This is a genomic window from Micromonospora sp. WMMD710 (genome assembly GCF_029626045.1).
In the GTDB taxonomy this organism is placed as follows: Bacteria; Actinomycetota; Actinomycetes; order Mycobacteriales; family Micromonosporaceae; genus Micromonospora.
Genome location: NZ_JARUBD010000001.1, coordinates 6191212 through 6216158, shown reverse-complemented (window position 1 = coordinate 6216158; position 24947 = coordinate 6191212). Strand labels below are relative to the sequence as shown.

Annotated in this window: 20 protein-coding genes and 1 pseudogene; 7 read left to right on the top strand and 14 right to left on the bottom strand. The window is 72.8% G+C overall.

Going from position 1 to position 24947, the window contains the following annotated elements; translation table 11 throughout:
• Positions 1–74: 74 nt before the first annotated feature.
• The 5 genes and pseudogenes from moeZ to O7620_RS28775 all read right to left on the bottom strand — a co-directional run bounded on the left by moeZ (position 75) and on the right by O7620_RS28775 (position 6405).
• Positions 75–1323 (bottom strand): annotated as a pseudogene (gene moeZ / locus O7620_RS28795) (adenylyltransferase/sulfurtransferase MoeZ).
• A 41-nt stretch (positions 1324–1364) separates the two neighbouring features.
• Complete coding sequence (locus O7620_RS28790) at positions 1365–2102, bottom strand: DUF3152 domain-containing protein (protein ID WP_278126269.1); 738 nt, start codon at positions 2100–2102, stop codon at positions 1365–1367.
• A gap of 162 nt (positions 2103–2264) precedes the next feature.
• Positions 2265–3107 carry a DUF3152 domain-containing protein gene (locus tag O7620_RS28785; protein ID WP_151492289.1) on the bottom strand — a complete coding sequence of 281 codons (843 nt, stop codon included), beginning with the start codon at positions 3105–3107 and terminating at the stop codon, positions 2265–2267.
• A 5-nt stretch (positions 3108–3112) separates the two neighbouring features.
• Entirely contained in the window at positions 3113–4087 is a 975-nt protein-coding gene (locus tag O7620_RS28780; RefSeq protein ID WP_151492288.1) for an alpha/beta hydrolase, read from the bottom strand.
• Between the two features lie 23 nt (positions 4088–4110).
• Positions 4111–6405 carry a hypothetical protein gene (locus tag O7620_RS28775; protein WP_278127192.1) on the bottom strand — a complete coding sequence of 765 codons (2295 nt, stop codon included), beginning with the start codon at positions 6403–6405 and terminating at the stop codon, positions 4111–4113.
• 950 nt (positions 6406–7355) lie between these two features.
• Here O7620_RS28775 and O7620_RS28770 point away from each other — a divergent pair.
• The 4 genes from O7620_RS28770 (at position 7356) to O7620_RS28755 (ending at position 11726) form a co-directional block, all read left to right on the top strand.
• Positions 7356–7994, top strand: a complete 639-nt coding sequence (locus tag O7620_RS28770; RefSeq protein WP_151493365.1) for a TetR/AcrR family transcriptional regulator — start codon at positions 7356–7358, stop codon at positions 7992–7994.
• 64 nt (positions 7995–8058) lie between these two features.
• Positions 8059–8286, top strand: a complete 228-nt coding sequence (locus O7620_RS28765; RefSeq protein ID WP_030329796.1) for a DUF3107 domain-containing protein — start codon at positions 8059–8061, stop codon at positions 8284–8286.
• A gap of 504 nt (positions 8287–8790) precedes the next feature.
• The gene (locus O7620_RS28760) at positions 8791–10479 is read left to right on the top strand and encodes a DEAD/DEAH box helicase (protein ID WP_278126265.1); all 1689 of its coding nucleotides are present in this window, start codon (positions 8791–8793) and stop codon (positions 10477–10479) included.
• A gap of 86 nt (positions 10480–10565) precedes the next feature.
• On the top strand, positions 10566–11726 hold the full coding sequence (locus O7620_RS28755) for an SAM-dependent methyltransferase (protein ID WP_278126263.1): 1161 nt from the start codon (positions 10566–10568) through the stop codon (positions 11724–11726).
• A gap of 57 nt (positions 11727–11783) precedes the next feature.
• Here the strand turns inward: O7620_RS28755 and O7620_RS28750 are convergent, their stop codons facing one another.
• Positions 11784–12233, bottom strand: coding sequence for a hypothetical protein (locus tag O7620_RS28750; protein ID WP_278126262.1), 450 nt, complete (start codon positions 12231–12233; stop codon positions 11784–11786).
• A gap of 249 nt (positions 12234–12482) precedes the next feature.
• On the opposite strand from O7620_RS28750, the gene O7620_RS28745 reads away from it, so the two are divergent.
• Positions 12483–12899 (top strand): helix-turn-helix domain-containing protein, encoded by a 417-nt coding sequence (locus O7620_RS28745; RefSeq protein ID WP_151493105.1) that lies wholly within the window; start codon positions 12483–12485, stop codon positions 12897–12899.
• 10 nt (positions 12900–12909) lie between these two features.
• On the opposite strand, the gene O7620_RS28740 is transcribed toward O7620_RS28745, so the two are convergent.
• The 8 genes from O7620_RS28740 to O7620_RS28705 all read right to left on the bottom strand — a co-directional run bounded on the left by O7620_RS28740 (position 12910) and on the right by O7620_RS28705 (position 22778).
• The gene (locus O7620_RS28740; RefSeq protein ID WP_278126259.1) at positions 12910–13839 is read right to left on the bottom strand and encodes a hypothetical protein; all 930 of its coding nucleotides are present in this window, start codon (positions 13837–13839) and stop codon (positions 12910–12912) included.
• A gap of 150 nt (positions 13840–13989) precedes the next feature.
• The gene (locus O7620_RS28735) at positions 13990–16125 is read right to left on the bottom strand and encodes a DEAD/DEAH box helicase (RefSeq protein WP_278126257.1); all 2136 of its coding nucleotides are present in this window, start codon (positions 16123–16125) and stop codon (positions 13990–13992) included.
• A 115-nt stretch (positions 16126–16240) separates the two neighbouring features.
• Entirely contained in the window at positions 16241–17344 is a 1104-nt protein-coding gene (locus tag O7620_RS28730; protein WP_278126255.1) for a branched-chain amino acid ABC transporter permease, read from the bottom strand.
• Positions 17341–18231, bottom strand: coding sequence for a branched-chain amino acid ABC transporter permease (locus tag O7620_RS28725; protein ID WP_151492455.1), 891 nt, complete (start codon positions 18229–18231; stop codon positions 17341–17343). Before O7620_RS28725 ends, O7620_RS28730 begins: the two co-directional genes overlap by 4 nt.
• On the bottom strand, positions 18231–19013 hold the full coding sequence (locus O7620_RS28720; protein ID WP_151492454.1) for an ATP-binding cassette domain-containing protein: 783 nt from the start codon (positions 19011–19013) through the stop codon (positions 18231–18233). The genes O7620_RS28725 and O7620_RS28720 overlap by 1 nt, the downstream gene beginning before the upstream one ends.
• A complete protein-coding gene (locus tag O7620_RS28715) occupies positions 19010–19753 on the bottom strand; it encodes an ABC transporter ATP-binding protein (protein ID WP_151492453.1) in 744 nt (247 codons plus the stop codon). The genes O7620_RS28720 and O7620_RS28715 overlap by 4 nt, the downstream gene beginning before the upstream one ends.
• Positions 19754–19756: 3 nt before the next feature.
• On the bottom strand, positions 19757–20956 hold the full coding sequence (locus O7620_RS28710; RefSeq protein ID WP_278126251.1) for a substrate-binding domain-containing protein: 1200 nt from the start codon (positions 20954–20956) through the stop codon (positions 19757–19759).
• 700 nt (positions 20957–21656) lie between these two features.
• Positions 21657–22778 (bottom strand): glycerophosphodiester phosphodiesterase, encoded by a 1122-nt coding sequence (locus O7620_RS28705; protein ID WP_278126249.1) that lies wholly within the window; start codon positions 22776–22778, stop codon positions 21657–21659.
• A gap of 142 nt (positions 22779–22920) precedes the next feature.
• On the opposite strand from O7620_RS28705, the gene O7620_RS28700 reads away from it, so the two are divergent.
• Positions 22921–24255, top strand: coding sequence for a potassium transporter TrkG (locus O7620_RS28700; protein WP_278126247.1), 1335 nt, complete (start codon positions 22921–22923; stop codon positions 24253–24255).
• A gap of 17 nt (positions 24256–24272) precedes the next feature.
• Positions 24273–24941 (top strand): TrkA family potassium uptake protein, encoded by a 669-nt coding sequence (locus tag O7620_RS28695; RefSeq protein WP_278126246.1) that lies wholly within the window; start codon positions 24273–24275, stop codon positions 24939–24941.
• Positions 24942–24947: the final 6 nt, after the last annotated feature.

Genomic DNA, 24947 nt, shown 5'->3' with positions numbered 1-24947 from the left:
CGGGAACGGGGCTGGTCGGAGCCATCTGCGTCGATTTGCCGGGGCGGTGGTGTGGGCCGCCCCGGCTCACTCGATCAGTACGCGGGCAGCGACGGGTCGATCTGCTTGATCCAGGACAGCACGCCGCCCTGCACGTGCACGGCGTCGCGGAACCCGGCGGCCTTGAGCGCGGCGAGCGCCTCCGCCGAGCGGACGCCGGACTTGCAGTGCAGCACGATCTGCCGGTCCTGCGGCAGCTTCGCGAGCGCCTCGCCAGAGATGATGTCGCCCTTGGGGATGAGGGTGGCGCCGGGGATCCGGACGATCTCGTACTCGGCCGGCTCCCGGACGTCGACGAGGAAGATGTCCTTGCCGGCGTCCTGCCACTCCTTCAGCTCCAGCGCGGTGATGGTCGAGTCGACCACCGCCTCCTGGGCCTCCACCGAGACCGCGCCGCAGAAGTCCTCGTAGTCCTCGAGGAGGTCGGTGACGCTCGGGTTCTCGCCGCAGAGCACGCAGTTCGGGTCCTTACGAACCTTGATCTTGCGGTACTCCATCTCCAGGGCGTCGTAGACCATCAGGCGGCCGACCAGCGGCTCACCGATGCCGGTGAGCAGCTTGATCGCCTCGTTGACCTGGATCGAGCCGATCGACGCGCAGAGCACACCGAGCACGCCGCCCTCGGCGCAGGACGGGACCATGCCGGGCGGCGGCGGCTCCGGGTAGAGGCAGCGGTAGCAGGGACCGTGCTCGGCCCAGAACACCGACGCCTGGCCGTCGAAGCGGTAGATCGAACCCCAGACGTACGGCTTGCCGAGCAGCACCGCCGCGTCGTTGACCATGTAGCGGGTGGCGAAGTTGTCGGTGCCGTCGACGATCAGGTCGTACTGGGCGAAGATCTCGCGGACGTTCTCCCGGTCCAACGCGGTGTTGTGGATCTCCACGTTGACCAGCGGGTTGATCTCGCGGATCGACGCGGCGGCGGACTCGGCCTTGGACCGGCCGATGTCGGACACGCCGTGGATGATCTGGCGCTGGAGGTTGGACTCGTCGACGGTGTCGAAGTCGATGATGCCGAGCGTGCCGACGCCGGCCGCGGCGAGATACATCAGAGCGGGAGACCCGAGGCCACCGGCGCCGACACAGAGCACCCGGGCGTTCTTCAGCCGCTTCTGCCCGGCCACCCCGACGTCCGGGATGATCAGGTGGCGTGAGTAGCGGCGGATCTCGTCAACGGTCAGCTCGGCGGCGGGCTCGACGAGCGGGGGCAACGACACGGTGGACTCCCCGGGATCGGCGGTGTGAACCGCGCCATTGTTGCTCGCCGGGGGCCCGCTCGGCCATGAGGGAGGACACGTGGTCCGCGATGCGGGAGCGGGAATAACTCAGGAGACGATGTCCCCCGAGTAACGGCGGCCGTCGACGTAGGGCCAGGCGTTGGCGACGCAGCCCTGCAGGCCGTACGTCTGCTGCTGCATGACCGGCGCCGACTCGCCCGGGCCCGGGCAGGCCTCGTGCTGCTCGCCGAACTCGTGGCCCACCTCGTGGTTGATCACGTAGGTGCGGTAGGTGTCCAGCGGGGCACCGTAGTCGGGGACCGCCTCCATCCAGCGCGCCAGGTTGATGATGACCTGGCCGGGCAGCCGACAGGAGGTGTAGCGCTCGGTGGTCAGCCCGCCCTCGGCGCACATCCGCTCGGAGGTGACCGGGGTGGCCAGGTAGATGGTGAAGTCGGCGGCCCCCGCGTCGGCCACCCGTTGCACCCGCAGCTCGCCGGAGGCGATCCAGCTACGCGGATCGGCCAGCACCTCGTCCACCCGCGCGGCGAACGTGTCGACGTCCTGGCCGGTGCCGCGTTCGACCGCCACCCGGTAGCGGTGCAGCGGCCCGTCCTCGCCGTACGCGCCGGTTCCGCCGTCGGCGGCGGTGAACCGTCCCGCGCCGACCGACGGGTAGCTGCTGGGCACCGGGTGGGCGCCCCCACCGCCGTGCCCCATCCCGCCCTCGGTGGCGGCCGGCGGCACCTCGGCCGGCGGTTCACCGCCCCGGGTGAGGGTCACCCCGACGGCGGTGGCGAGCACCAGCACGCCGAGCAGCAGGGTACGGCGACGACGCCGACGCATGCGGACGAGAGTGGGACGCGCGTGCTGGTACGCCGGCGGGCCCGACGGGTCGGGTGGTTGGGGCGGGCCGCAAGGGGACGACGGCGTCATGACGTCCAGCGTGCCAGATTATTCGGGCATTCCGCTTCTTTTACCGCTATTAACGCAATGCGCCCTGGATGTTCAGAGCGGCGGACCGGCGTAACGACGCCCGTCCAGGTACGGCCACGGGTTGACCCGACACCCGTTCAGGAAGAGCGTCTGCTGCATCATCACCGGTGCCGGCCGACCCGAACCGGGGCAGCCCTCGTGCCGATGCCCCAGCTGGTGACCCACCTCGTGGTTCACCACGTACGTCCGGTACACCGACAGCGGCACACCGGCCGAGACGTAGTGCGGCACCGACAACCGCCACCGGTCCAGGTTGATGATCACCTGACCGGGCGCCCGGCAGGAGGTGTACGGACGACCATCGATCCGGATGTCCACCCCACCCTCGACGCACATCCGACCCGCGGTACGGGCCGTGGCCAGATAGACGGTGAAATCGCGCGGAGCGCTGCCCGGCACCTGCTGCAACCGCAGCTGGCCGCTGTCCACCCAGCTGCCCGGCCCGGCGAGCGCCGTCTCGACCGCCGCACCGAACCCGGCGGCGTCCTCGGCACTGCCCGACTCCACCGCCACCCGGTAACGCCGCAGCTCACCCGCCCGACCCAGCACCGGGCCGGAGCGGTCGTCGTAGCCGAACCGGCCCGTGCCCGCGCTCGGCACCGCCCCGGGCAGCCGCAGCACCGGGGGCGCACTCGGCGACGCCGAGGGCGAGAGCGACGGCTCGACCGACGACGGCAGCGGCGCGGCCACCAGCGGCGCCACGCTCGGGATCTCGTCGGCGGCCAGCCGATCCGCGGCGGGACGACCACCCGGCCCCTCGGCGATCACGCTCACCACCGCACCGATGGCCAACCCCACCGCCACCAGCTGGGCGAACAGGGCGAAGCGTCGCTGACGGCGGAAGGACCTGGGCATCCGGCTCAGCCTGCCAGATCAGACCGCCCGACGGCGTCCTCCGTTTCGGTGAGCAGACCCACCACCGCCCGGGCGACCAGCCGGGGCACCTCCAACTGCGCCACATGACCGACGCCGTCGAGCATCAGCAGCCGGCTGTCCGGGATGACCCGGGCGGTCTGCGGCGCGACCCGGACGTCGACCAGCCGGTCCTGCCGACCGCCCACCACCAGCGTCGGCGCCCGCACCGACCCGGCGAGCCGCCACAGCGACCCCGACCCCGGGAGGTACGCCCGCAGAAAGCTGGAGACCAGCCCACGGAACGTCCGGACGTACGCGGCGGCGTAGTGCTCCGCCTCGTAGCGCACCCGGATCTCCTCCAACGCCTCGGCCCGCCGCTGCTCGCAGATCCGGCTGAGGTCGGCCACGCAGGCCTCCAACACCTGCTCGGCCATCACCTCGGGGGCGAGCTGGGTGAGCCGCCGGGCGACCAGCCGCTCACCCCCGGGGATGGCCAGCACCGGCAGCATCCGACCCTGCAGCGAGCGGCGGAAGTCGAGGAACGGCAGCGCCGGAGAGATCAGGGTGAGGGTGCGCACCAGGTCGGGGCGCAGCCCCGCCACCTGGACGGCGACCGCACCGCCCAACGAGTTGCCGAACAGGTGCACCGGCCCCCGATCGGAGTGCTCGATCCAGCGGACGACCAGGTCGGCGAAGGCGGGGATCGTGTAACGGCGACCCGGCTCGCTGCGGCCGAAGCCGGGCAGGTCGATGGCCTGACCGTCGAGCCGGTCGGACAGCAGCCCGGCCAGGTCCGTCCAGTTCTGCGAGGAGCCGCCCAGCCCGTGCACGTACAACGCGGGCTCGGCACCGGCGGCGGTGGCCGGAGTGTCCCGCACGTACGTGACCGACCTGCCGAGACGGACCTCCCGCCCCGGCCACGGCGGCGGAATCCGGTGCTCCGGGAGGAGTTCATCCGGCGAGAGGATGGCGCGTTTCATCGTTCCAGTCTGCCCCGGACCACTCAGGACAGCAGCGCCTCCAGCCGACGGTTGACCGCCGCCAGCGTCGCCCGGACCACCGCCTGCCGCGGATCACCGGCGACCAGCGCCGAACCGGCGAGCTGCTCGACCCACCCCTCGCAGACCAGCAGCACCACCACTGTCGCCACCTCGCAGTTACCGAACGGCACCACGGCCGCGTGCTCGACGAAACAGCGCCCCCGCTCGGCATTCTCGGCACCACGCAGCAACTCGTCCACGGCGGCGGCCGCGGCCACCGCGCAGAGCCTCAGCACGTAGCCGTCCACCGCCGGCCCGGTCGCGTACCCGGAGGCCGTCTCGCCGCCGGCCAGCAGCCGGACCTCCACGTTCGCGTCCAGCCCGAACGTGCTGACCTGCACGTGGTCGATCACCACCCGCGGACCCGGCGCGCCGCCGGTGTCCAGCGGTCGCGACGGTGCCGACTCCGTCGTGGTCACCTGACCACCGGAGTACGACGTACCCAGCGTCGCCGGGCTGCCGGTGGCGGCGCCGGCGGGCGCGGCCGAGACCGAACCCGGCTCCTCCACCGTGGCACGACCCCGGTGCGGTGCGTTCGACCGGCGCCGACGGGACGCGTCGCCGGGCGGAGCATCGAACCGTCCGCCCACGGTCGGCTCGGCGGCACGCATCTCCCCGGTTCGCGGCTCCGCGCCGGCGTCCCGCGTCTCCGGGGAACGCCGCTCGGCAGCACGCGGCTCGGCAGCACGGCGGCGGGCCGGCGGGGCTGGCGTGCTGGGCGGGCCGGGCAGGTTCTGTGGGGCGGCGGCCAGACCCATCCGCTCCTGGAGCAGCCGGGCGACCTGTCGGCTCACCTCGGCCGGGTCGGCACCGTCGGCCAGGTCCAGCCGGAGGCTGTGCGCACCCGCCGGCGTACGCCGCAGCGCCGCGTCCCGGACGCCGGCCACTTCCCGAACGGCGTCCAGGATGGCGTTGACGTCGAACCCCTCGGGGCGCTCCCGCAGGGGTGCGGGTTCGTCGTCGCGGCGCAGGTGGGTGGCGATACGTGCGAGTTCCGGGGTTTCGGCGGGGGGCTCCACGGTGGGCGGCTCCGGCACGACGGGCACGTCCGGTTCCGCGGGGACGCGCTGCGGCAGCACCGCCGGCGTCGTTTCGGCACGACCACCGGTGTCCGCCGGCTCGGCCGGTGACGCCGGATCGGGGGCGGATCGGCGTGCCGCGTAGGGAGGGGCGGACACGGGTGAGGGCCGGTCACGGCGTCCGCCCCCGCTCGTGGCGGAGGGTGGGACGGCGCCGGAGGTCGGTGCGGCGCGGGTCTGCTCGGGCGGCTCGGGGCTCGCCGGGCGCAGTCGGAAGGGTGCGGCGGACCGGGGCTCGGGTCGCGGCGGAGCGGGCTGCTCGCCCGCCTCGTTCGCCCGGGGCGCGCTCGCCGGCCAGGCCGGAGGCTCGCCCTGGGACGCGGGAATGCGCCCCTCGGACCAGTCGGGCCGCTCGGCTCGCTGCGGAGTGCTGGGCGAGGCCGCCGACGACCCACCGGTCCAGGAGGGCCGTTCCGCCACCAGGGCCGGTCCGGCCGGAGCCGGTGGCGGCACGACCGGCGTCGGTGGCACGTCGGCCGGAACCGTCGGCGCCGCTGCCGGTTCGGCAGGTGCCGCATCGGTCGCCGGCGGGCGGACCCAGGCCGGCCGGTCACCGGTGCGTGCGCCGGACGCCGCCGGGTCAGGTCGACCGGCCCAGGACGGACGCGACGGCGCACCACTCGTCGGCGCCGGATCAGCGCCACCGGCCCAGGACGGGCGGCCGGGCGGTGGGGTGGCGGTGGGGGCCGGACCGGCCCAGGACGGGCGGTCCTGCGGCGGCGCGCTGACCGGGCGGGATGGTGAGGCGCTGGTCGGGGCGGGGCCGCCGGCCCAGGACGGGCGGTCCTGCGGCGGGGCGCTGGTCGGCTCGGCCGGTCCACCGGCCCACGAGGGTCGCACCGCGGGCGCGGCTCCGGGCGGCTCCGGCGGCGGGGCGGCAGGGCTGCCCGCCGGACGCTCACCGGCCCAGGTCGGCCGCTCGGGGGCCGCCTCGGAATCGGGCCCATCCCGCTCCACGTCGTACGCCCGGGGCGGGTCTGCGCGCACCGGCTCGTACGGGCGGGTGGGCTCGGCGCGTACCGGCTCGTACGGCAGGTTGGGCTCGGCGACCCAGCCCGGCGCGGGCTCGTCCCGGGCCCGGCGGCCGGTCGGCTCGTCATCCTGTCTGGACCAGGGCGGTGCCCAGCCGCCGCCCCAGCTCGGGCGGTTCCAGCTCGGGCCGGACCAGTCCGGCTCGATCGCCGACGACTCCCCGGCCCGGGGAGCGTCCGCGGCGCGGGAGCCCTCGGCGGGACGGGTCGGCTCGGCGGGGTCGTCGGTGGGGCGACCCGGGGTACGGCCCGGATCGGTGGCCGCCTCCGCCGGGAGCGGGTCGCGCCAGTCGCGTGGCGCGGCGGACGGCTCGTCGGCGGCCAGCCGATCGACGGTGGGTGCGTGGAATCCGGGCGGAACCTCGAAACCCGACGCCGCGGTGCCCACGGGTGGCACCTGGACGGCCGGTGGCGCCGAGGTGGGCAGGCCGGGCTCGGCCCAGCGGGCGGCGCGTGTGTCGGCCGGGTCGGCGGTGGCGCGGCGGGCCGGGCCGGGGTCGCCGACACTCTGCTCCGGCTGCGGCGCGGGACGTTGGGCGGGCACCACCAGCCGGTCGCCGGTCGCGGCGGGCCGGTCCTCGCCGTTCAGCCCGGGCGGGGCACTCACCGGCGCGGGACGACCCGCCGCGCCATTGGCCTCGGTGCCGGCGTGGCGGACGCCGTTGGCGTGGTGGCCGTTGACACGGACCGGTGGCTCGGGGCCATCGGGCAGCCCGGCCAGGGGCGGTGGCAGGTCGCCGTGCCGCGCGGATGACGTACGCCACCCGGCCGCGGGGTCAGGTTGCCAGCGTGCCGCCTGCTCCGGGTCGTCCTCGCGCTCGGCGGCCCGGGACCACCCGCCCGACTGGGGCGCCCAACCGCCGCCGGAACGGCTCGGGTCGTCGTGCTGACCCGCTCCGTCACCGTGCTCTCCCGGGGTGGCGGCTCCGGGTTGCCCTGTTTCACTCACCGCGCGCTCCTTGGTCGCCCCCGCTGAGGCTACCGTGTGGCGACAGTGGCGATAAGTTACAGCGGCGGGCCATTTCCACAACGAGGGACACGGGCCTCGCCCGGTCTGGGGGGAAAATGCCGGCTCGTACGGAGAACTCGGAGGATCCCATGACCGCTGCGGGGAACAGCGCACAGACCGCCGGACGGCCTACCCGTCTGCCCCGGTCGGCGCGCCGTAAGCAGCTGCTCGCGGCGGCGCAGGAGGTGTTTGTCGCGCAGGGCTACCACGCCGCCGCGATGGACGACATCGCCGAACGGGCCGGGGTCTCCAAGCCCGTGCTCTACCAACATTTCCCCGGCAAGATGGATCTCTACCTGGCCCTGCTGGACACGCACTGTGACGCCATCGTCGCCAAAGTGCAGGACGCGATGCGCGGCACCATCGACAACAAGGAGCGGGTCGGCGCGTCGGTACGGGCGTACTTCGACTTCGTCGACCACGAGAGCGAGGCGTTCCGTCTCGTCTTCGAGTCGGACCTGCGCAACGACCCGGCGGTACGGCAGCGGGTGGAGCGGGTCGAGCAGGGCTGCATCGCGGCGATCACCGACACGATCATCTCCGACACCGGCGTGAGCCGGGCGCACGCGGAGCTGCTGGCCTCCGGGTTGGTCGGCGCCGCGGAGACGGCCGCCCAGTTCTGGCTGGCCGGCGGCCGGCAGGTGCCGAAGGCGGAGGCCGAGGCGTTGGTGGCCGCGCTGTCCTGGCGGGGCATCGCCAGCTTCCCGCTGCAAGGTGAGTCAGCCTGACCGCCGGCCCCGTGATCGGATAGCCTTCGCAGGGCGGTTCTTTCGCCCCAGTTGAGGAGGCACAGTGGAGGTCAAGATCGGCGTGCAGTACGCGCCGCGCGAGCTGGTTCTGGACAGCGCGCAGTCGCCGGCCGAGATCGAGCAGATCGTGACCGACGCCTTCGCCGGGAACGGCGGCACGCTCTCCCTGACCGACGAGAAGGGCCGGCGGGTCATCGTGCCGGTCGAGAAGGTCGCGTACGTCGAGATCGCCGAGGCGTCGCCCCGCGCGGTCGGTTTCACCGTCCGCTGACGGTCCGGCCGTCGCGGCAGGTCGGCGCAGTCCCACCTGCCGCGGGCCGGTGCCGCAGCTCGGCTGTTGAGGCCGGCGGCGGCCATCCGCGCGGTGTGCGCGGTGATCCCCCCGAACACTCCCGGCACGTCGACCCGGTCGCCCCGCCCGTGCAGCGCGGGACGGACGGCCCGCTCGGCGGCGACACGGCCGACCGGGGACGACACTTCGCCGTCAGCCCAGCGGAGAGCGCCCGAGGATCGTTCGGCGCGGAAGATGTGACACAGGCCACATTGCGCGCCCCCGCGTGGCGGCTGGCCGACCGGGAATCGGGACGTGGGCATGCCTGTTCAGGTAGCATAGAGCAGTTGCCGTGGGCGCCGATCTGATCGAAGCTCAGCCCGCGGCGCGCGTGCGGCCCGGTCCGGCTCGGCAGTCTGCCCCCGACCGTGTGGCCCGCGTCATACCGAACGCGCCCTGAGGACGAGATGGGGCGCACCCACGAGAGGGCACCCCCACATCCAGATGAGCGATCTGACTCAAGACCTGATGGACGGCCAGGAGTTGGCCCCCACCGCCCCGGTTCGACCCGAGGCCCCCACGTTCGCCGCACTCGGCGCCCGCGACGAGACCGTCGAGGCGCTGGCCGCGGCCGGCATCACCCGCGCCTTCGCGATCCAGGAGTACGCGATCCCGATCGCCCTGCGGGGCGTCGACCTGATCGGCCAGGCACCCACCGGCACCGGCAAGACCCTCGGCTTCGGCGTACCGCTGCTGGACCGGGTCTTCGCGCCGGGCGAGGGCAGCGACGGGGTGCCGCAGGCACTGGTCGTCGTCCCCACCCGTGAGCTGGGCATCCAGGTCGCCAAGGATCTGGCCGCCGCCGGCCGCACGCGCGGCGTCCGGGTGCTGCCGATCTATGGCGGTGTGGCGTACGAGCCGCAGATCGAGGCGCTGCGCAAGGGCGTCGAGATCCTGGTCGGCACGCCCGGCCGCCTCATGGACCTGCAGAAGCAGAAGCACCTACGCCTCGACCGCGTCCACGCCCTGGTGCTGGACGAGGCCGACCGGATGCTTGACCTGGGCTTCCTCGACGACGTCGAGAAGATCCTGGCGATGCTTCCGGAGGACCGGCAGACGATGCTGTTCTCGGCCACCATGCCGGACCCGATCGTCACCCTGTCGCGGCGCTTCCTGCGCCAGCCGATGACGATCCACGCCGGGCACACCGCCGAGACCGGGCCGTCGCCGCAGACCGAGCAGCTGGTCTACCGCACCCACTCGATGAACAAGGTCGAGGTGGTGGCGCGCATCCTCCAGGCGGAGGGCCGCGGGCTGACCATGATCTTCACCCGCACCAAGCGGGCCGCCGACCGGGTCGCCGAGGACCTCGACTTCCGCGGGTTCGCGGTCGCCGCGGTGCACGGTGACCTCGGCCAGGGTGCCCGCGAGCGGGCGCTGCGGGCGTTCCGCGCCGGCAAGATCGACATCCTGGTGGCCACCGACGTGGCGGCCCGTGGTCTGGACGTCACCGGCGTCACCCACGTCATCAACTACGACTGCCCGGAAGACCAGGACACCTACACCCACCGGATCGGTCGTACCGGCCGGGCCGGGGCGACCGGCGTCGCGGTGACCTTCGTCGACTGGGACGACATGCCGCGCTGGCGCATCATCGACAAGACCCTCGGTCTGGAGATGCCCGAGCCGCCGGAGACGTACCACACGTCCCCGCACCTCTACACCGACCTGCACATCTCCACCGAGGTCAGTGGCACCCTGCCCACCGCCGAGCGCACCCGGGCCGGGTTGTCCGCCGAGATCGAGGAGGACCTGGGCGGCACGACGCGCTCGCGCCGCGGTGACAGCGGCGGCCGGGGCTCCCGGCGCGGTGACAGCCGTAGCGACGGTCGCGGTGAGCGCCGTGGCCGGGGCGACGGCCGTCGAGACCGCTCCGACGCCGGCACGCCGGTCGCCGCCGAGGCGCCCGCGGACGACACCGCCGAGGAAGGCACCCGTACCCCGCGTCGCCGGCGTCGCCGCCGGGCCGGCGAGGTGGTCGTGGGCGAGCCGACCGCGGTGATCTCCGCCGACGCGGGTCCGTCCGAGCCGGCCGCCGCCGTCGACGGCGAGCCGTCGAAGCCGCGTCGCCGCCGGCGCCGTCGTGGTGGCGGTTCCGGCGCGGGTACGCCCGCCGAGGCGACCGCGGACTGACGCACAGCGACACCCACATCCCCCGCACCGCCTGAGCGCGGTACGGGGGATGTTCCCTTCCCACCCCACCTGCCGAAGATGGAACGATGCCGGAACCACTGGACGCCGCCCTGACCGAGGTCCGGGCACTGCTGCTCGACCCCGCGCTGACCCGGGCGGTCGCCGCCGGTCGCCGTCGGGGGCGCCGCCCCACCGTGGTGCGGGCCGAGCTGCGGCCGGTGACGCTCAAGGCCGGGCCCCGACTTCAGATCGCCACCTCCGACGGCGCCCGCCCGTACACCCGTAACGTCGCACCCGGGCCGGAGGCCAGCGCGGCGGTCGACGAGCTGCTGGCCGAGCCGTTCGGCAACTGGCACGTGGAGACGGCCGACGCGACGCTCCAGCTGCGGGTCACCAAGTCCGGCGAGGCGCAGGTGCACCGGGCCGCGACGACCCGGCCGGCGGCGACGCCGAGCGGGAACGACCGGGCGAAGGAGTACCTGCTCGACCCGGGCGATGAGATTTTCGCCGAGATCGGCGGATCGGCGGCCAAGCGCCGCCAGGTCGACGCGTTCCTGCGGGCCCTCGCCGCGACCCTGCCCGACGACCTGAGCGGCCCACTGCGGGTGGTGGACCTGGGCTGCGGCAACGCGTACCTGACGTTCGCCGCGTACCGCTACCTGACCAGCCGGGGCCTCGACGTCGAGCTGGTCGGCGTGGACGTCCGGGAGGACCAGCGGCAGCGCAACACCGAACTGGCGCAACGGCTGGGCTGGGCCGACAAGGTCAGCTTCGTCGCCGGCACGATCGCCGACGCGGCCGTCGACCCCTCCCCCGACCTGGTGCTGGCGCTGCACGCCTGCGACACCGCCACCGACGAGGCGCTGGCCCGCGCGGTGCGCTGGGACGCCCGCTGGGTGCTGGCCGCACCGTGCTGCCACCACGACCTGGCGAAGCAGCTGCGCGCGCAGCCCGCCCCGGGCCCGTACGAGCTGCTGACCCGCCAGGGCATCCTGCGGGAGCGCTTCGCCGACGTGCTGACCGACGCGCTGCGGGCCGGGCTGCTGCGGGTGCACGGGTACCGGGCCGAGGTGGTGGAGTTCGTCGACTCGCAGCACACCCCGCGTAACCTGCTGATCCGGGCGCGTCGCACGGGCAGCGACCCGACCGACACGCAGCGCGCGGAGTACCGCGAGCTGGTCGACCAGTGGCGGGTCACGCCCCGGCTGGAGACACTGCTGTCGTCCGAGAGGACGCCGGTCGCCTAGCCGGGCTGCGGCGCACGGCTGGCGACGCCGGTCGCCTGGCCGAGTTGCCGCGCACCGCTAGCGGCGGCGGTCGCCGCCCCGGTCGCGCCCGACCCGGTCGCCGGCGCCCCGGTCGAGGGTCGGCACCCGCTCGATGCCGGCCCGCTGGGAGGCCCAGTCGCTGTCCCCCGAGCCGGACGGGAACGGCACGACCTTGCCCGCGCTCTCCGCGTTGCCGGCGGCGGCGAAGGCGTTCCAGGAGATGTCCACCAGCAACTTCTTCATCTCGGCGTGCCGCACCGCGGCGTTGTGCTGCAACGCCATCCGGGCCCCCAGCACCACACCGACCAGCGTGGTGGTGATCGCGCCGGTGGCGGCCAACACCTGCAGGCCGGTCGCCGGATCCGTGCGCAGCACCAGGACCAGCAGCCAGATCCAGAACCCGGCGGCGAACACGCCGGCCTTGGCGACGAAGAAGAGGCTCACCGCACCGGGCTGGTACGGCTGCGGACGGCTCGGTTCGGCCATGGTGCTGCTCCTCGGCAGTGCTGCGGTCGAAAACGGCAGACGGGACGGGCGCTACGCCGGGACCAGAGCTTAGTTGATGAACAGCAATGATTACTGGTCACCTGATCCGGCTGCTCATCGATGCTGCCCGGAAAAAGGTCCCGTCCACGGGACAGATTGTGCGGTCAGTCAATTGTTTCCGGCCCGGGGCGTACTACCCTCGGAAGGCGCATCGCCCAGTGCTCCGGCCGGGAGGGAAGACCCCCAGGGATGGGTTCCGCAGAGGTTTCGCCGCAGATGGCCTTCGCCCGCTTCGTCCGGCGTGCCATCGACGACGCCCGCGATGAACGCGGATGGACCGTCACCGATCTTGCCTCGCACACGGGCGTGGGCCGTTCCACCGTGTTCCGCTGGCTGGCCGGGGACTGGCAGGATTATCCCGAGTTGGCCAAAGTGCGGGGCTTCTGCGCCGCCCTGGATCTGCCGGTGGCGGCCGCGTTCCGGGCGCTCGGCCTGCCCGACGCCGGCCCGGCTCCCCGCCGCCGCCACGACGACGGCCCGGTCGAGGCCGACGTCCGGGCGATCCTCGACCGTCTGGCCGACCCCAACGTCCCCGCCGAGGAGAAGCACCACATTCGCGACCTGCTCCGCTACCTGGCCCGCCGTCCCATCCGCCGCGCCGGCTGACGCACCCGGATCAGGCGACGGTCAGGGTGAACTCGGCGGTGTGGACCTCCGCCCGCACCTGAAAGTCCAGGAAGAGGCGGTAGCGGCCGGGGCCTGGGACGGTCACCCAGAACTTGACCTGGCCGTCTGCCAACTCCGGCTCCGGGTGCACGTGCAGGTAGCCGAGGTCGCCCTCGCGCAACGCCACCAGGTGCCCGTACGCCCCGAGGTAGCGCTCCAGCGGTGCGGCACCGCCCGCCCCGTCGATGCGGAAGGTCAGCGGCACGGTCGCACCGACCTGCGGGCTGCCCTGGTAGCCGACGATGAACCCGTCCACCGTCGTCGAGGTGGCCGCCCCGGGCAGCGCACGGGGCTGGTAGGCGCCGGGTGCGACCAGGTCCACGCCGAGGGTCACCGCGGTCTGGCCGCCGTTGTCGGCGACGGCGGTGAAGTCGGCGTACGCCCGCCAGACGCCGGGCTCGGCGAGGGTCAACGGCACCGACCAGGTGCCGTCCGACGCCATGCTCGGGTGCAGGTGCTGGTAACCGGTCAGGTCGCGACGCACGACGATGAGGTGCATCGGCTTGTCGTGCACGACCGCGAAGCGGGTGACCGGCCGGCGCTGCGCGTCGCGCACCTGGAAGCGGAGCTGCCCCGGCCGACCGGCCGGGAACTCGGTGGCCAACGGGGCCAGCGTGTACCCGGCCGAGCTGACCGACAGGCCGCCCGGCTCCGCGCCCGCGCCCTGGTCCCCGCTCAGCATCGCGCCGTGGTTGTGCGGGGCGCTGCCCGGCGGATCGGTGTGATCGGCGGCGAGTGACGGGGCACCCGCGCCGGTGGCGGCGCCGGTGTTGAGACGGCCGAGGCCGAAGCCGAGCAGCACCGCGAGCACCAGCCCGCCGACCACCAGCGCCAGCCGGAGCGTGCCCCGATCCGGCGCCGCGGAGACCTGGTCAGGCACCGCCGGCGTCCAGTGCGTGGACGGTGACGGGCGGCTGATCGGTCATGCCGCCCACGGTACCGCCGCACCGGGCGGCCCCCGGACGACGCCCGGACGGCGTGGCGACGGTCGCAATCCGCCGTGCCCGGGAACTTTTCCGCACCGGCGGACTCAGCCGGCCACGGCGAGGGCCAGCGGGAGCACGTCGGGCGCGCCAGCGCGGCGCAGAGCCCGGGTCACCATCGCCATCGTCCACCCCGAGTCGACCAGGTCGTCGACGAGCAGCACCGGGCCGGTCAGCCCGGCCAGCGCATCGGCCAGGTCGGCCGGCACGGTGAAGGCGTCGTGCAGTGTGCGTACCCGCTGGGCGCTGTTGCCGCGCGGCCCGCCGGCCCCGCCCGAACCGCTCGGGGTGACCTCGCCGAGCAACGGCAGCCGGCCCACGGCGGCGATCCGCTCGGCCAGCGAGCCGACCAGCCGAGGCCGCCCGCGGGAACCGACCGCGACCACCGCCACCGGGCGTCGCGGCCACGGGTCGTCGCCGTGCGCCCACGACTTCAGCACGTCCACCACGGCGGCGGCCACGTCGTCGGGCACCGGCGCGTCGGGTGCCTCCGGGCCGACCAGGTCGCGCAACCGGCCACCCCAGCCCAGATCGGAGAGTCGCCCGACGGCACGGCCCGGCAGCGCCTGCTCCGCCGGAACGATCCGGCCCTTCAGGGGTACGCCCACCGCGTCCAGCCCGGTCGGCCAGAGCTTCTTCGGCGCGATCTCCACGCCGGGGCGGCCCAGGAACGTCTGCGCGGCGGCGAGCGCGGCCGTCGACACGTCCGGGGAGAAGAGCGGGTCGGCGCAACGGTCGCACCGGCCGCAGTCGGTGGCCCCGGTGTCGTCCAGGCGTTCCCGTAGATACCGCATCCGGCAGTCCGGCGTCGACGCGTACTCCCGCATGGCCTGTTGCTCGACGGTGCGTGCCTCGGCGACGCGGCGCAACCGGGCCTCGTCATAGACCCAGGGCTCGCCGGTGGCGAGCCAGCCACCGCGCACCCGGCGGACCGCGCCGTCCACGTCGAGCACCTTGAGCATCAGCTCCAGGCGGGCCCGGCGCAGATCGACGAGCGGTTCGAGGGCCTGGGTGGAGAGCGGGCGGTCGGTGTGCAGGGCGGCCAGCACGGCCCGGACCTGCTGCTCCGGTGGGAACGCCAGCGAGGCGAAGTAGCGCCAGATGGCGGCGTCCTCGGCACCGGGCAGCAGCAGCACCTCGGCGTGCTCGACAGCGCGGCCGGCACGGCCGACCTGCTGGTAGTAGGCGATCGGCGACGGTGGCGCGCCGAGGTGGACGACGAAGCCCAGGTCGGGTTTGTCGAAGCCCATGCCGAGCGCACTGGTCGCGACCAACGCCTTGATCTTGTTGTCGAGCAGGTCCTGCTCGGCGGCCCGCCGGTCGGCGTCCTCGACCTGACCGGTGTACGAGGCCACCGGGTAGCCCCGGGAGCGCAGGAACTCGGCCGTCTCCCCCGCTGCCGCGACGGTCAACGTGTAGACGATGCCCGAGCCGGGCAGCTCGTCCAGGTGGTCGGCGAGCCAGGCCAGCCGGTGCGCCGGGCTGGGCAGGTCGAGCACGCCGAGGCGCAGCGACTCGCGGTCCAGCGTGCCGCGCAGGACGAGGGCGTCACCCAGCTGCTCGGCTACGTCCTGGGTGACCCGGGAGTTGGCGGTGGCGGTGGTGGCCAGCACCGGGGTGCGTTCCGGCAGCTCGGCGAGGAACGTGCGCAGCCGCCGGTAGTCCGGCCGGAAGTCGTGCCCCCAGTCGGAGACGCAGTGCGCCTCGTCGACCACCAGCAGACCGGTGGTCGCGGCCAGCTTCGGCAGGACGCCGTCGCGGAAGTCCGGGTTGTTGAGCCGCTCCGGGCTGATCAGCAGGACGTCCACCGCGCCGCCCTGGATCTCGGCGGTGATCTCGTCCCACTCGTCGAGGTTCGCCGAGTTGATCGTGCGGGCCCGAATGCCGGCCCGCGCGGCCGCCTCGACCTGGTTACGCATCAACGCCAGCAGCGGCGAGACGATAACTGTCGGCCCGGCCTGCCCTTCCCGCCCGGCGTGCTCCCGGAGCAGGGCGGTGGCCACGAAGTAGACCGCCGACTTGCCCCAGCCGGTGCGCTGGACGCAGAGCACCCGTCGCCGGTCGACGACCAGCGCCTCGATGGCGCGCCACTGGTCCTCGCGCAGCCGGGCGTGGTCACCGGCCAACCGGCGCAATACCGCCTCGGCCCGCTCCCGTACCCCTGCCCGCTCCGCTGTCTCCACCCGACATGTCTACCAGCGCCGTCCGTCATTCCCCTGTTGATCAAGAAGTTTGCGTCATTCTCGGGTCGAATCCTGACGCAAACCTCTTGATCAACAGGAGTGGGGTGGGATGGGGTCAGCGTGGGGGGCGCAGAGATCTGGTCAGGTGGGACAGGCGGGGGGCCAGGCTGGTCAGGCCGCCGGGGAAGAAGTAGACGGCCAGGATGAACACCGTGCCCAGGACGAAGAGCGGCTGGCTCAGCGGATGGCTGAGGACGGCCGGCAGGTTGTCGACCGCGTCGCTCGTGCCGAACGCGGTGAGCCGGTGGTCCAGGTACATGTAGAGGACACCGCCGAGCACCGGCCCCCACCGGGTACCCGGCCCGCCGAGCACCACCATGACCAGCAGCGACAGGGTCAGCTCGGAGGACGTGATGTGCGGCGACGCACCGCCGACGATCAGCACGTAGACCACCCCGCCCGCCGACGCCAACCCGCCGGCCAGGGTGAACGCCACCAGTTTGTAGCCGTACGGGTCCAGCCCGAGCACACCGATCCGCCGCTCGTCGTCACGCAGCCCGGCGAGCACCCGACCGGTCGGCGAACCGCTCACCCGGTGCACCACGAAGACCACGAGCGTCAGGTACGCCAGTGCCAGCCAGTACAGGTTGACCGTGTTGGTCACCCCCACCAGCCCGGCGGGCAGGCCGGACACGTCCAGCGGCAAACCTTCCTCGCCGCCGGTGAGCCCACCGAAGTCCCGGGCCACCAGGATCGCCCCGACCTGGGCGAACGCCAACGTGACCATGGCGAACGCGATGCCCACGGTGCGCAGCGCCACCGCTCCGAGCAGCGCCGCGAGGATCGTTCCCCCGGTGATGGTCAACAGCGCCGCCTGCCACAGCGGTAGACCGGCGCGGGTGACCAGGATGTCGGTGCCATACACGCCGGCGGCGAAGTACAGCGCGTGCCCGAAGGAGAGCATCCCGGTCCGGCCGAAAAGCAGGTCGTACCCGGCGGCCAGCCCACCGAAGATCAGGCAGATGGCGAGCAGTTGCAGGGTGCCGGGCGAGTTGACCGGCCCCTCGAAGATCCCCGGTAGGGAGATCGTCGAGTACGGCAGGATCGCCAGCACGACAAGCGCGACCAGCGGCAGGAACGGGCGGACGCGGTGCCACCGCCCCCGCTGCGGGGTCAACTCGTCGGGCACCTGCGCGGGAGGAGCGTCGATCACCGTCATGCCGTTGCCACCTTTCCGGCGATGCCCTGCGGGCGCAGCAGCAGCACCACGGCCAACAGCCCGACCACGCAGATGTCGCCCAGCCCGGACGTGCCGTAGTAGTTGACGAACTGCTGTACCAGCCCCACCACGACGGCCGCGTACGCGGAGCCGACCACCGAGCCCATGCCGCCGATCACCACCACGATGAACGCGAAGATCAGCAGCGAGCCGCCCTGGCCGGGCGAGACCGTGCCGAAGTAGACCCCGCCCAGCGCGCCGGCGAGCGCGGCGGCCGCCCCACCGATCGCGAAGACCAGCGTGAACGCCTTGCGCACGTCGATGCCGAGCGCGGTCACCATCTCCCGGTTCTCCACGCCGGCCCGGATCACCAGGCCGTACCGGGTCCAGCGCAGGAACGCCAGGATCGCGCCGAGCACCAGCACCGCCGCGATGATCAGCAGCAGGCCGCCGTTGGGCACCTGCGCGCCGAGGATCCCGGTCACCTGCCGGGTCCAGTCGGGGCGCGGGAAGGTGCGGGCGTCCGCACCCCACGTCGCCTGGAGCAACGCCACGCCGGCCAGCGACAGACCGACGGTGACCAGCACCTGCTCGATGGTGCGGGAGTACAGCGGGCGGATCAGCACCAACTCGACCAGGATCGCCACCAGCGTGCCGGCGGCCACCCCGAAGGCGACCGCGACCACGAAGCCGAACCCGTCGGAGCCGGCGCCCGGCAGGTTGCCCGCCGCCCACCAGGTGCCGTACGCGCCGACGCCGAGGAACAGCCCGTGCGCGAAGTTGAGCACGTCGGCCAGGCCGAAGACCAGGGACAGGCCGGAGGCGACCAGGAAGTACAGCGCCGCCAGACCCAGGCCGGTCAACGCCAACAGGATCACGGTGCCCATCAGCGTTGGTCCTTCCTCGCGACTGCGGGGCTCGCAAGCTCACTCCTCGCGCTCGGCGAGGCCACCTCCGCCGAGCCGACACCGAGCAGCGACTTGGTCAGCGCCGTCTCCAGCAGCAGCTCACGGGCGTCGCCGGTCCAGGCCACCTTGCCGGCGGCCAGCACCACCGCGTCGCGGGCCAGTCGGCGTACGACCGCCAGGTTCTGCTCCACGAGCAGCACCGGCACCGACTCCGCGACCCGTTCCACCACCTCGGCCACCTCGGTCACCACCTTCGGCGCCAACCCCTTGGTCGGCTCGTCGACCAGCAGCAGCCGGTTGTCGTTGAGCAGCACCCGCCCGATCGCGAGCATCTGCTGCTGCCCACCGGAGAGCGAACCGGCCCGTTGCCGTCCGCGCCGGTCCAGCTCCGGGAAGAGCGCGAAGACCTTGTCGTACGCCGGGCTGGTGCCGCGCCGCTCGGCGAGCCGCAGGTTCTCGGCGACGGTGAGGCCGGCGAACACGCACCGGTCCTCCGGCACGTAGCCGAGCCCGCCGCGGACCAGCCGGTGGGTGGGCCGGGCCAGCAGGCTCTGCGCGCCCATCCGGATGGTGCCGCGGACCTCCCCGGCGGGCGGGGTGAGGCCGACGATCGCGCGCAGCGTGGTGGTCTTGCCGACGCCGTTGCGACCGAGCAGGACGGTCACTCCGGTCGGGGCGACCGTGAAGGACACCCCCTGGAGGATGTGCAGCCCGGAGATCCGGACCGACAGGTCCTCCACACTGAGGATCGGTTCGCTCACAGCGACTCCCCCAGGTAGGCCTCTTGCACCGTGGGGTTGGCCATCACCGTCTCCGGGGTGTCGCAGGCCAGCAGCGCGCCGTGGTGCATGACGGCGATCCGGTCGGCCAGTTCGAGGATGACGTCCATGTGGTGCTCGACCATCAGCACCGCCCGGCCGCTGTCACCGGTCAACGACTTGATGACGGCGACCAGCTCCGGTACGTCCTCGGCGCTGACCCCGGCCATCGGCTCGTCCAGCAGCATCACCCGCGGTTCACCGGCGAGCAGCAGGGCGATCTCCAGCTTGCGCTTCTCGCCGTGCGCCAGGGTGCCGGCGAGCGCCGTACCCCGGTGGGCGAGGCCGACCCGGTCGAGCGCCGTGTCGGCGGCGGCGGCGACCTCCCGGTCGGCCGCCGCCCGCCGCCACAGTGCCATCGAGCCCCCGCGGTGCGCCTGCACGGCGAGCCGGACGTTCTCCCGCACGCTCAGCGAGCCGAAGACCGAGGACGCCTGGAAGGTACGGCCCAACCCGAGGCGGGCCCGCCGGTGCGGCGGAAGCGCCCCGATGTCCTGCCCGTCCAGGGTGATCCGACCCTCGGTGGCCCGGCGCAGGCCGGTGATCAGGTTGAACAGTGAGGTCTTGCCGGCGCCGTTCGGCCCGATCACGCCCAGGAACTCCCCGGGCGCCAGGTCGAGGTAGACGCTGTCGACGATGGCGACCTCACCGATCCGCCAGGTCAGACCGCGGGTGGCGAGCACTTCTCAGCCCTTCATGGCCACGGCCGGTGGCGCGGTCTCGTCACCGGTGAGGCTCTTCTGCGCGGTCGCCGTGAAGGCGGTGCCGCTGCCGGTCAGCTTGGCCTGGAACATCGGCTGGAGCAGCGCGTGGTCCGCAGCCCGGATGGTCATCTTGCCCTTGACCCCGTCGAAGCTCCAGCCCTCCAGGGCGGTGACCATCTTGTCGACGTCGTCCCCACCCTCCTGCACCGCACGGACCACCATCTGGGCGGCGGCGAAGCCGTCCGGGTGGAACAGGTCGATGGTGCTGACCTTGGCCTTCAACGCCTTGCTGGCCTCGGTGTCGCTGGCACCGTCGAAGTAGTGCGACAGGAACGAGATCTTCGCGCCGGCGGCGCCGAAGGTCGGCCACGAGGTACGGATGTCCAGACCGGTGACGACCGTGGTGGACGAGAGAACACCCTGCTGGTCGAGGGTCTGCCACATCGCCGGGGCGGTCGTGCCGGCCCAGGCCACGAACAGCAGGTCCGGCTTGGCCGACTTGATCTGGCTGGCGAACGGCGTGAACTCGGTGGCGCTGGCCGGGGCCCGCACGCTGCTCACGGTGGCGCCCGCACCACCGATGACGGCCTTGACGGCGGCCTCGTTGGCGTCGCCGAATGCGCCGTCCTGAGCGAAGACCACGACCTTCTTGCCGGCCGGGTCGCCGATGAACGACTTGGCGGTCACCACGTCCTGGTAGGACTGTCGCCCGGAGCGGAACGTGTACTTGTTCGCGCCGGTCACCGCGTCCGTGGCGGCCGGGCCGGAGATGAACAGAACCTTGTTCTGTGCCGCGATCGGCGCGACCTGGAGCGCCACACCCGAGGCGGTGGAACCGGCGATGATCTTGGTGCCCTTGCCGATCAGGTCCTTCGCCGCGGAGACCGCCTTGGCCGGGTCACCCGCGTCGTCGACCTCGGTCAGCTCGATCTTCCGGTCACCGACCTTGCCGGTGCCCTGGGTGGCGAAGTCCAACCCCGCCTTGAACCCCTCGATGTACTGCTTTCCGTAGCTGGCCAGGGCTCCCGACTGGGAGTACACCAGGCCGACCTTGACCGGCGCGGCGCTGTCGCCGCCGCCGGTGGCGGTGTCCTGCGGGCTACCACAGGCCGTGGCGGCCAGTGCCGCCGCCATCATCGTGGCGGCGGAGAGGAACGCCCGCCGCGTGTGCCGGACCGTCATCGCGACTCCAGGTGAGGACAGGATGCTGTGTTGTCGGCTCACGCTAGAAGTGACGTCACCCACGAGCTATGTGGCAGAAACACACAAGTATCAGGAATGAGGTGGCCGGGGGTTACAGCGCACCGCGTTACCACCGGAGGGTCCGCGCTCTCGATGGCCCCGAACCCCACGGACCAGCCAAGGCGTGTGTCGCCTCGCGCCATCCGCCCCACTCGCTCGGTCACAGGGCCCGTCGTGGTCGGCCGGGCGCGGACACCGCCAACGACCGCCGAACAGACGATCACCGAAAACCCGATGCCGTACGCACTGAGCGAAGATCACCACAACATCACTGATGTTGCTGTCTGGTCCCGCCTGCGGCGTGGTCTCGATCGTGCTCGATCGTGGATGTAGTGGTCTCGGACTCGCGGGGATACCACTCGATCCGGGATCGAGCGTGACCTTGGACAGGCACGCGTCGACGGGCGTGGGTTGGCGGGCGTGGGCAGGCTCGGAGGTGGTGCCCACTCCCGCGAGGCCACCTGGCCGGGCACCTCGGCGGGCGCCTGGGCGGACCGGACGTGTCGCTGGCCCGGCGTCCGGGTGGCGGACGACGGGCCAGCGTGTGGGCCGGGCGTGATCGGCCCGGCGCTCGGCCCGGAGCGGATCAGCTCCGGACCGCGGTCAGCTCGGCGGGGACACCCGCCGAGGCGCGAGCGGGTCAGCGCGTGGCGAGGCCGGCGCGGGCGGCGACGGCGGTGTCGGGGTGGTCGCTGAACACGCCGTCCAGTCCCAGGCCGAGGAAGAGTTCGTATTCGGCCGTGATGTCGCCGCGCGCGTTCGGGTCGGTGCCGATCCGGAAGTCCACGGGGAGGAACTGGTTCTCCGCACGGAACGTCCAGGAGTGCACGAGCAGCCGCTCGCGGTGTGCGTCACGCACCACGTTCGTCGGGGCGAGCAGCTTGCCGGCGGCGTCGCGGGGCACGATCAGGTTCTTGTTCGCGCCGATCCCGTCGGCGTAACCCGCGATCCACTTCAGGCCGGCAGCCGTGGCGAGGTCCTGGTAGGTGCGGGTGTCGCCGGCGGCGGTGAAGTCGTACGGGCGGCCGGTGGCGTCGAGGAGCTGGACCAGCTTCACGTCGGTGAGCCGGCTCAGCCGACGCAGGTTGGCGGTCTCGAACGACTGGATGAAGACCGGCGAGTTCTTGTGGTCCAGCTTGTTCTGCCGCAGCACCTTCAGCAGCGGCTCCTCCAACGGCAGGCCGATCGACGTGAAGTAGCTCGGGTGCTTGGTCTCCGGGTAGATGCCGATGGTGCGGCCCCGTGCCCGCCCCTCGGTCCGAGCCAGATCGATCACCTCCTGGAGGGTGGGCACCTCGAAGCGGCCGTCGAAGGCGGTGTTCGCGACGCGGACCTGCGGAAGTCGCTCCTTGGCCCGCAGCGTCTTCAACTCGGCCAGGGTGAAGTCCTCGGTGAACCAGCCGGTCACGGCGACACCGTCGATGGTCTTCGTCGCCCTGCGGGCGGCGAACTCCGGGTGCGTCGACACGTCGGTGGTGCCGGAGATCTCGTTCTCGTGCCGGGCGACGAGGACGCCGTCGGAGGTGGACACCAGGTCCGGCTCGATGTAGTCCGCGCCCATCCGGATCGCCAACCGGTACGCCTCCAGCGTGTGCTCCGGCCGGTAGCCGCTGGCACCTCGGTGACCGATCACGATCGGGCGGTCGTTCGCCCGGGTGCGGTTCGCCTCGGCCGAGGGGCCGGCGGCGGCCATGGTGGGCACGGCCACGGCGGCGGCGAGCAGCGCGCCGGCCACGCCGAGGGTCGAGAGGGTACGTCGCAACGCCGTCTCCTGTCATCGGGGAATGCCGCGGATAGCAGACCGCCCGCGATTGGCCGGGAGTTGGTCGATGTCTGGACGGCAGGTGAATCTCCGGAATGGGCGTTCCCACTCCGACGCCTGCGCGGAAAAGGAAGATTGTCTGGTGCGCCGGTTTTTCCGCAACCCCGTGCGGCTGGTGCCGCTGGGGTTCCTGGTGCCGATACTGCTCGGCACCGCGCTGCTGATGGCGCGCTGGGCCACCGTCCAACATCAGCGACCGCCCCTGGTCACCGCCCTGTTCACCGCCACCTCGGCGGTGTCGGTGACCGGTATGGCCATGACCGACACCCCCAACTACTGGTCCGGCGGGGGTCTCCTGGTGATCACCCTGCTCACCCAGCTCGGCGGTCTCGGCATCCTCACCGCCGCGGCGCTGGTCATCCTCGTGGTCTCGCGCCAGCTCGGCCTGCGCAACCGGCTGCTGGTGCAGGCCGAGACGGCCGAGTTCGGCATCGGGGACGTGGCCCGGCTGCTGCGCCGCATCGCGGTGACCGTCTTCGCCTGCGAGGCGGTGATGACCGCGCTGGTCACCGGCCGGCTGTGGTGGGCGTACGACTACACGTTCGGTGACGCGCTCTGGTCGGGCGTGTTCCACGCCGTCCAGGCGTTCAACAACGGCGGCTTCGCGCTCTACAGCGACGGTCTGCTGGCCTTCGACCGCGATCCGTGGGTGTCGCTGCCGCTGGCGTTCGGTGCCATCGTCGGCGGGCTCGGGTTCCCCGCCCTGTTCGAGGCGGTCCGTGAGTGGCGCAAGCCGGCCGGCTGGGCGGTCGCCACCAAGCTGACCATCTGGGGCAGCGTCGCCCTGGTGCTGCTCGGCTTCGTCGGCCTGCTCGCCGCCGAGTGGACCAACGCCAGCACCATCGGCTCGTACGACGCCGAAGGCAAGGTGCTCGCGTCGTTCACCCAGATCGCGTTGAGCCGTACCGGTGGCTTCAGCGTCCTGGACATCGCCGAGCTGCAGGAGGAGAGCTACCCGCTGCTGATCGCGCTGATGTTCATCGGCGGTGGCAGCGCCAGCACCGCCGGGGGCATCAAGGTGTCCACGTTCTTCCTGCTGGCGTTCACCATCTGGGCGGAGCTGCGCGGCGAGCCCGACGTCACGGTCGGACACCGCCGGGTGGCCACCGCCAGCCAGCGGCAGGCCGTCACCGTCGCCCTGCTCAGCGTCGCGCTGGTCGCGGCCGGGACCATGCTCCTGCTGCTGCTCACCGAGGGGGTGCGCTTCGTCGCGGCCCTGTTCGAGGTCACCTCCGCGTTCAGCACCACCGGGCTGACCATCGGCCTGGCCGGTGAGCTGCCGGCCAGCGGCCAGGTGGTGCTGACCGTGCTGATGTTCATCGGCCGGGTCGGACCGCTCACCCTCGGATCGGCGATCGCCCTGAACACCCGGCGCAGGCTCTACCGCTACCCCCAGGAACAACCCATTGTCGGCTAGCTGCGAGGAGGGTCGAGGTGTCGGCGAGACGATCGGACGGCGGCGGCATCGTGGTGATCGGGTTGGGTCGGTTCGGCTGCCACCTGGCCGGGTCACTCACCCGGATGGACCGCGAGGTGCTGGCCATCGACCGCAATCCGGACCAGGTGCAGCGCTGGTCGGCCCAGCTCGACCGGGTGGTGCAGGCCGACGCGACCGAGGAGGGGGCGTTACGGCAGCTCGGTGTCACCGGGTTCGGCCGGGCGGTGGTGGCCATCGGGGCCTCGGTCGAGGCGAGCGTGCTCACCGTGCTGGCGTTGGCCGAGCTGGGTGTGCCGCAGATCTGGGCCCGCGCGACATCGAAGAAGCACGCCAAGATCTTGTCGTCGGTGGGCGCGCACCACGTGATCTTCCCGGAGGCGGAGACCGGCGACCGGGTGGCCCATCTGATCGTCAGTCGGCTGCTCGACTTCATCGAGTTCGACGACGACTTCGCGATCGCCACCGTCCGGGTGCCGGAGTCGCTGGTCGGTCGTACGCTGCTCGACCTGCGCCCGGACGAGCGCTACGGGGTCCGGGTGATCGGCGCGAAGGCGCCGGGTGAGCGTTTCCGGTACGCCTCGGACAACACGGCGCTGGCCCAGGGTGGGGTGCTGGTCGTGGAGGGCGGGATCGACCAGGTGCAGCGGTTCGCGGGACGACGCTGACCGTCA

Excerpts from the sequence above, each read along its gene's own strand:
- O7620_RS28730 (WP_278126255.1), bottom strand. The coding sequence starts at position 17,344 with ATGACGGTGATCGACGCTCCTCCCGCGCAGGTGCCCGACGAGTTGACC.
- O7620_RS28760 (WP_278126265.1), top strand. The coding sequence starts at position 8,791 with ATGAGCGATCTGACTCAAGACCTGATGGACGGCCAGGAGTTGGCCCCC.
- O7620_RS28785 (WP_151492289.1), bottom strand. The coding sequence starts at position 3,107 with ATGCCCAGGTCCTTCCGCCGTCAGCGACGCTTCGCCCTGTTCGCCCAG.
- O7620_RS28710 (WP_278126251.1), bottom strand. The coding sequence starts at position 20,956 with ATGACGGTCCGGCACACGCGGCGGGCGTTCCTCTCCGCCGCCACGATG.
- O7620_RS28770 (WP_151493365.1), top strand. The coding sequence starts at position 7,356 with ATGACCGCTGCGGGGAACAGCGCACAGACCGCCGGACGGCCTACCCGT.
- O7620_RS28780 (WP_151492288.1), bottom strand. The coding sequence starts at position 4,087 with ATGAAACGCGCCATCCTCTCGCCGGATGAACTCCTCCCGGAGCACCGG.
- O7620_RS28745 (WP_151493105.1), top strand. The coding sequence starts at position 12,483 with ATGGGTTCCGCAGAGGTTTCGCCGCAGATGGCCTTCGCCCGCTTCGTC.
- O7620_RS28790 (WP_278126269.1), bottom strand. The coding sequence starts at position 2,102 with ATGCGTCGGCGTCGTCGCCGTACCCTGCTGCTCGGCGTGCTGGTGCTC.
- O7620_RS28750 (WP_278126262.1), bottom strand. The coding sequence starts at position 12,233 with ATGGCCGAACCGAGCCGTCCGCAGCCGTACCAGCCCGGTGCGGTGAGC.
- O7620_RS28725 (WP_151492455.1), bottom strand. The coding sequence starts at position 18,231 with ATGGGCACCGTGATCCTGTTGGCGTTGACCGGCCTGGGTCTGGCGGCG.
- O7620_RS28755 (WP_278126263.1), top strand. The coding sequence starts at position 10,566 with ATGCCGGAACCACTGGACGCCGCCCTGACCGAGGTCCGGGCACTGCTG.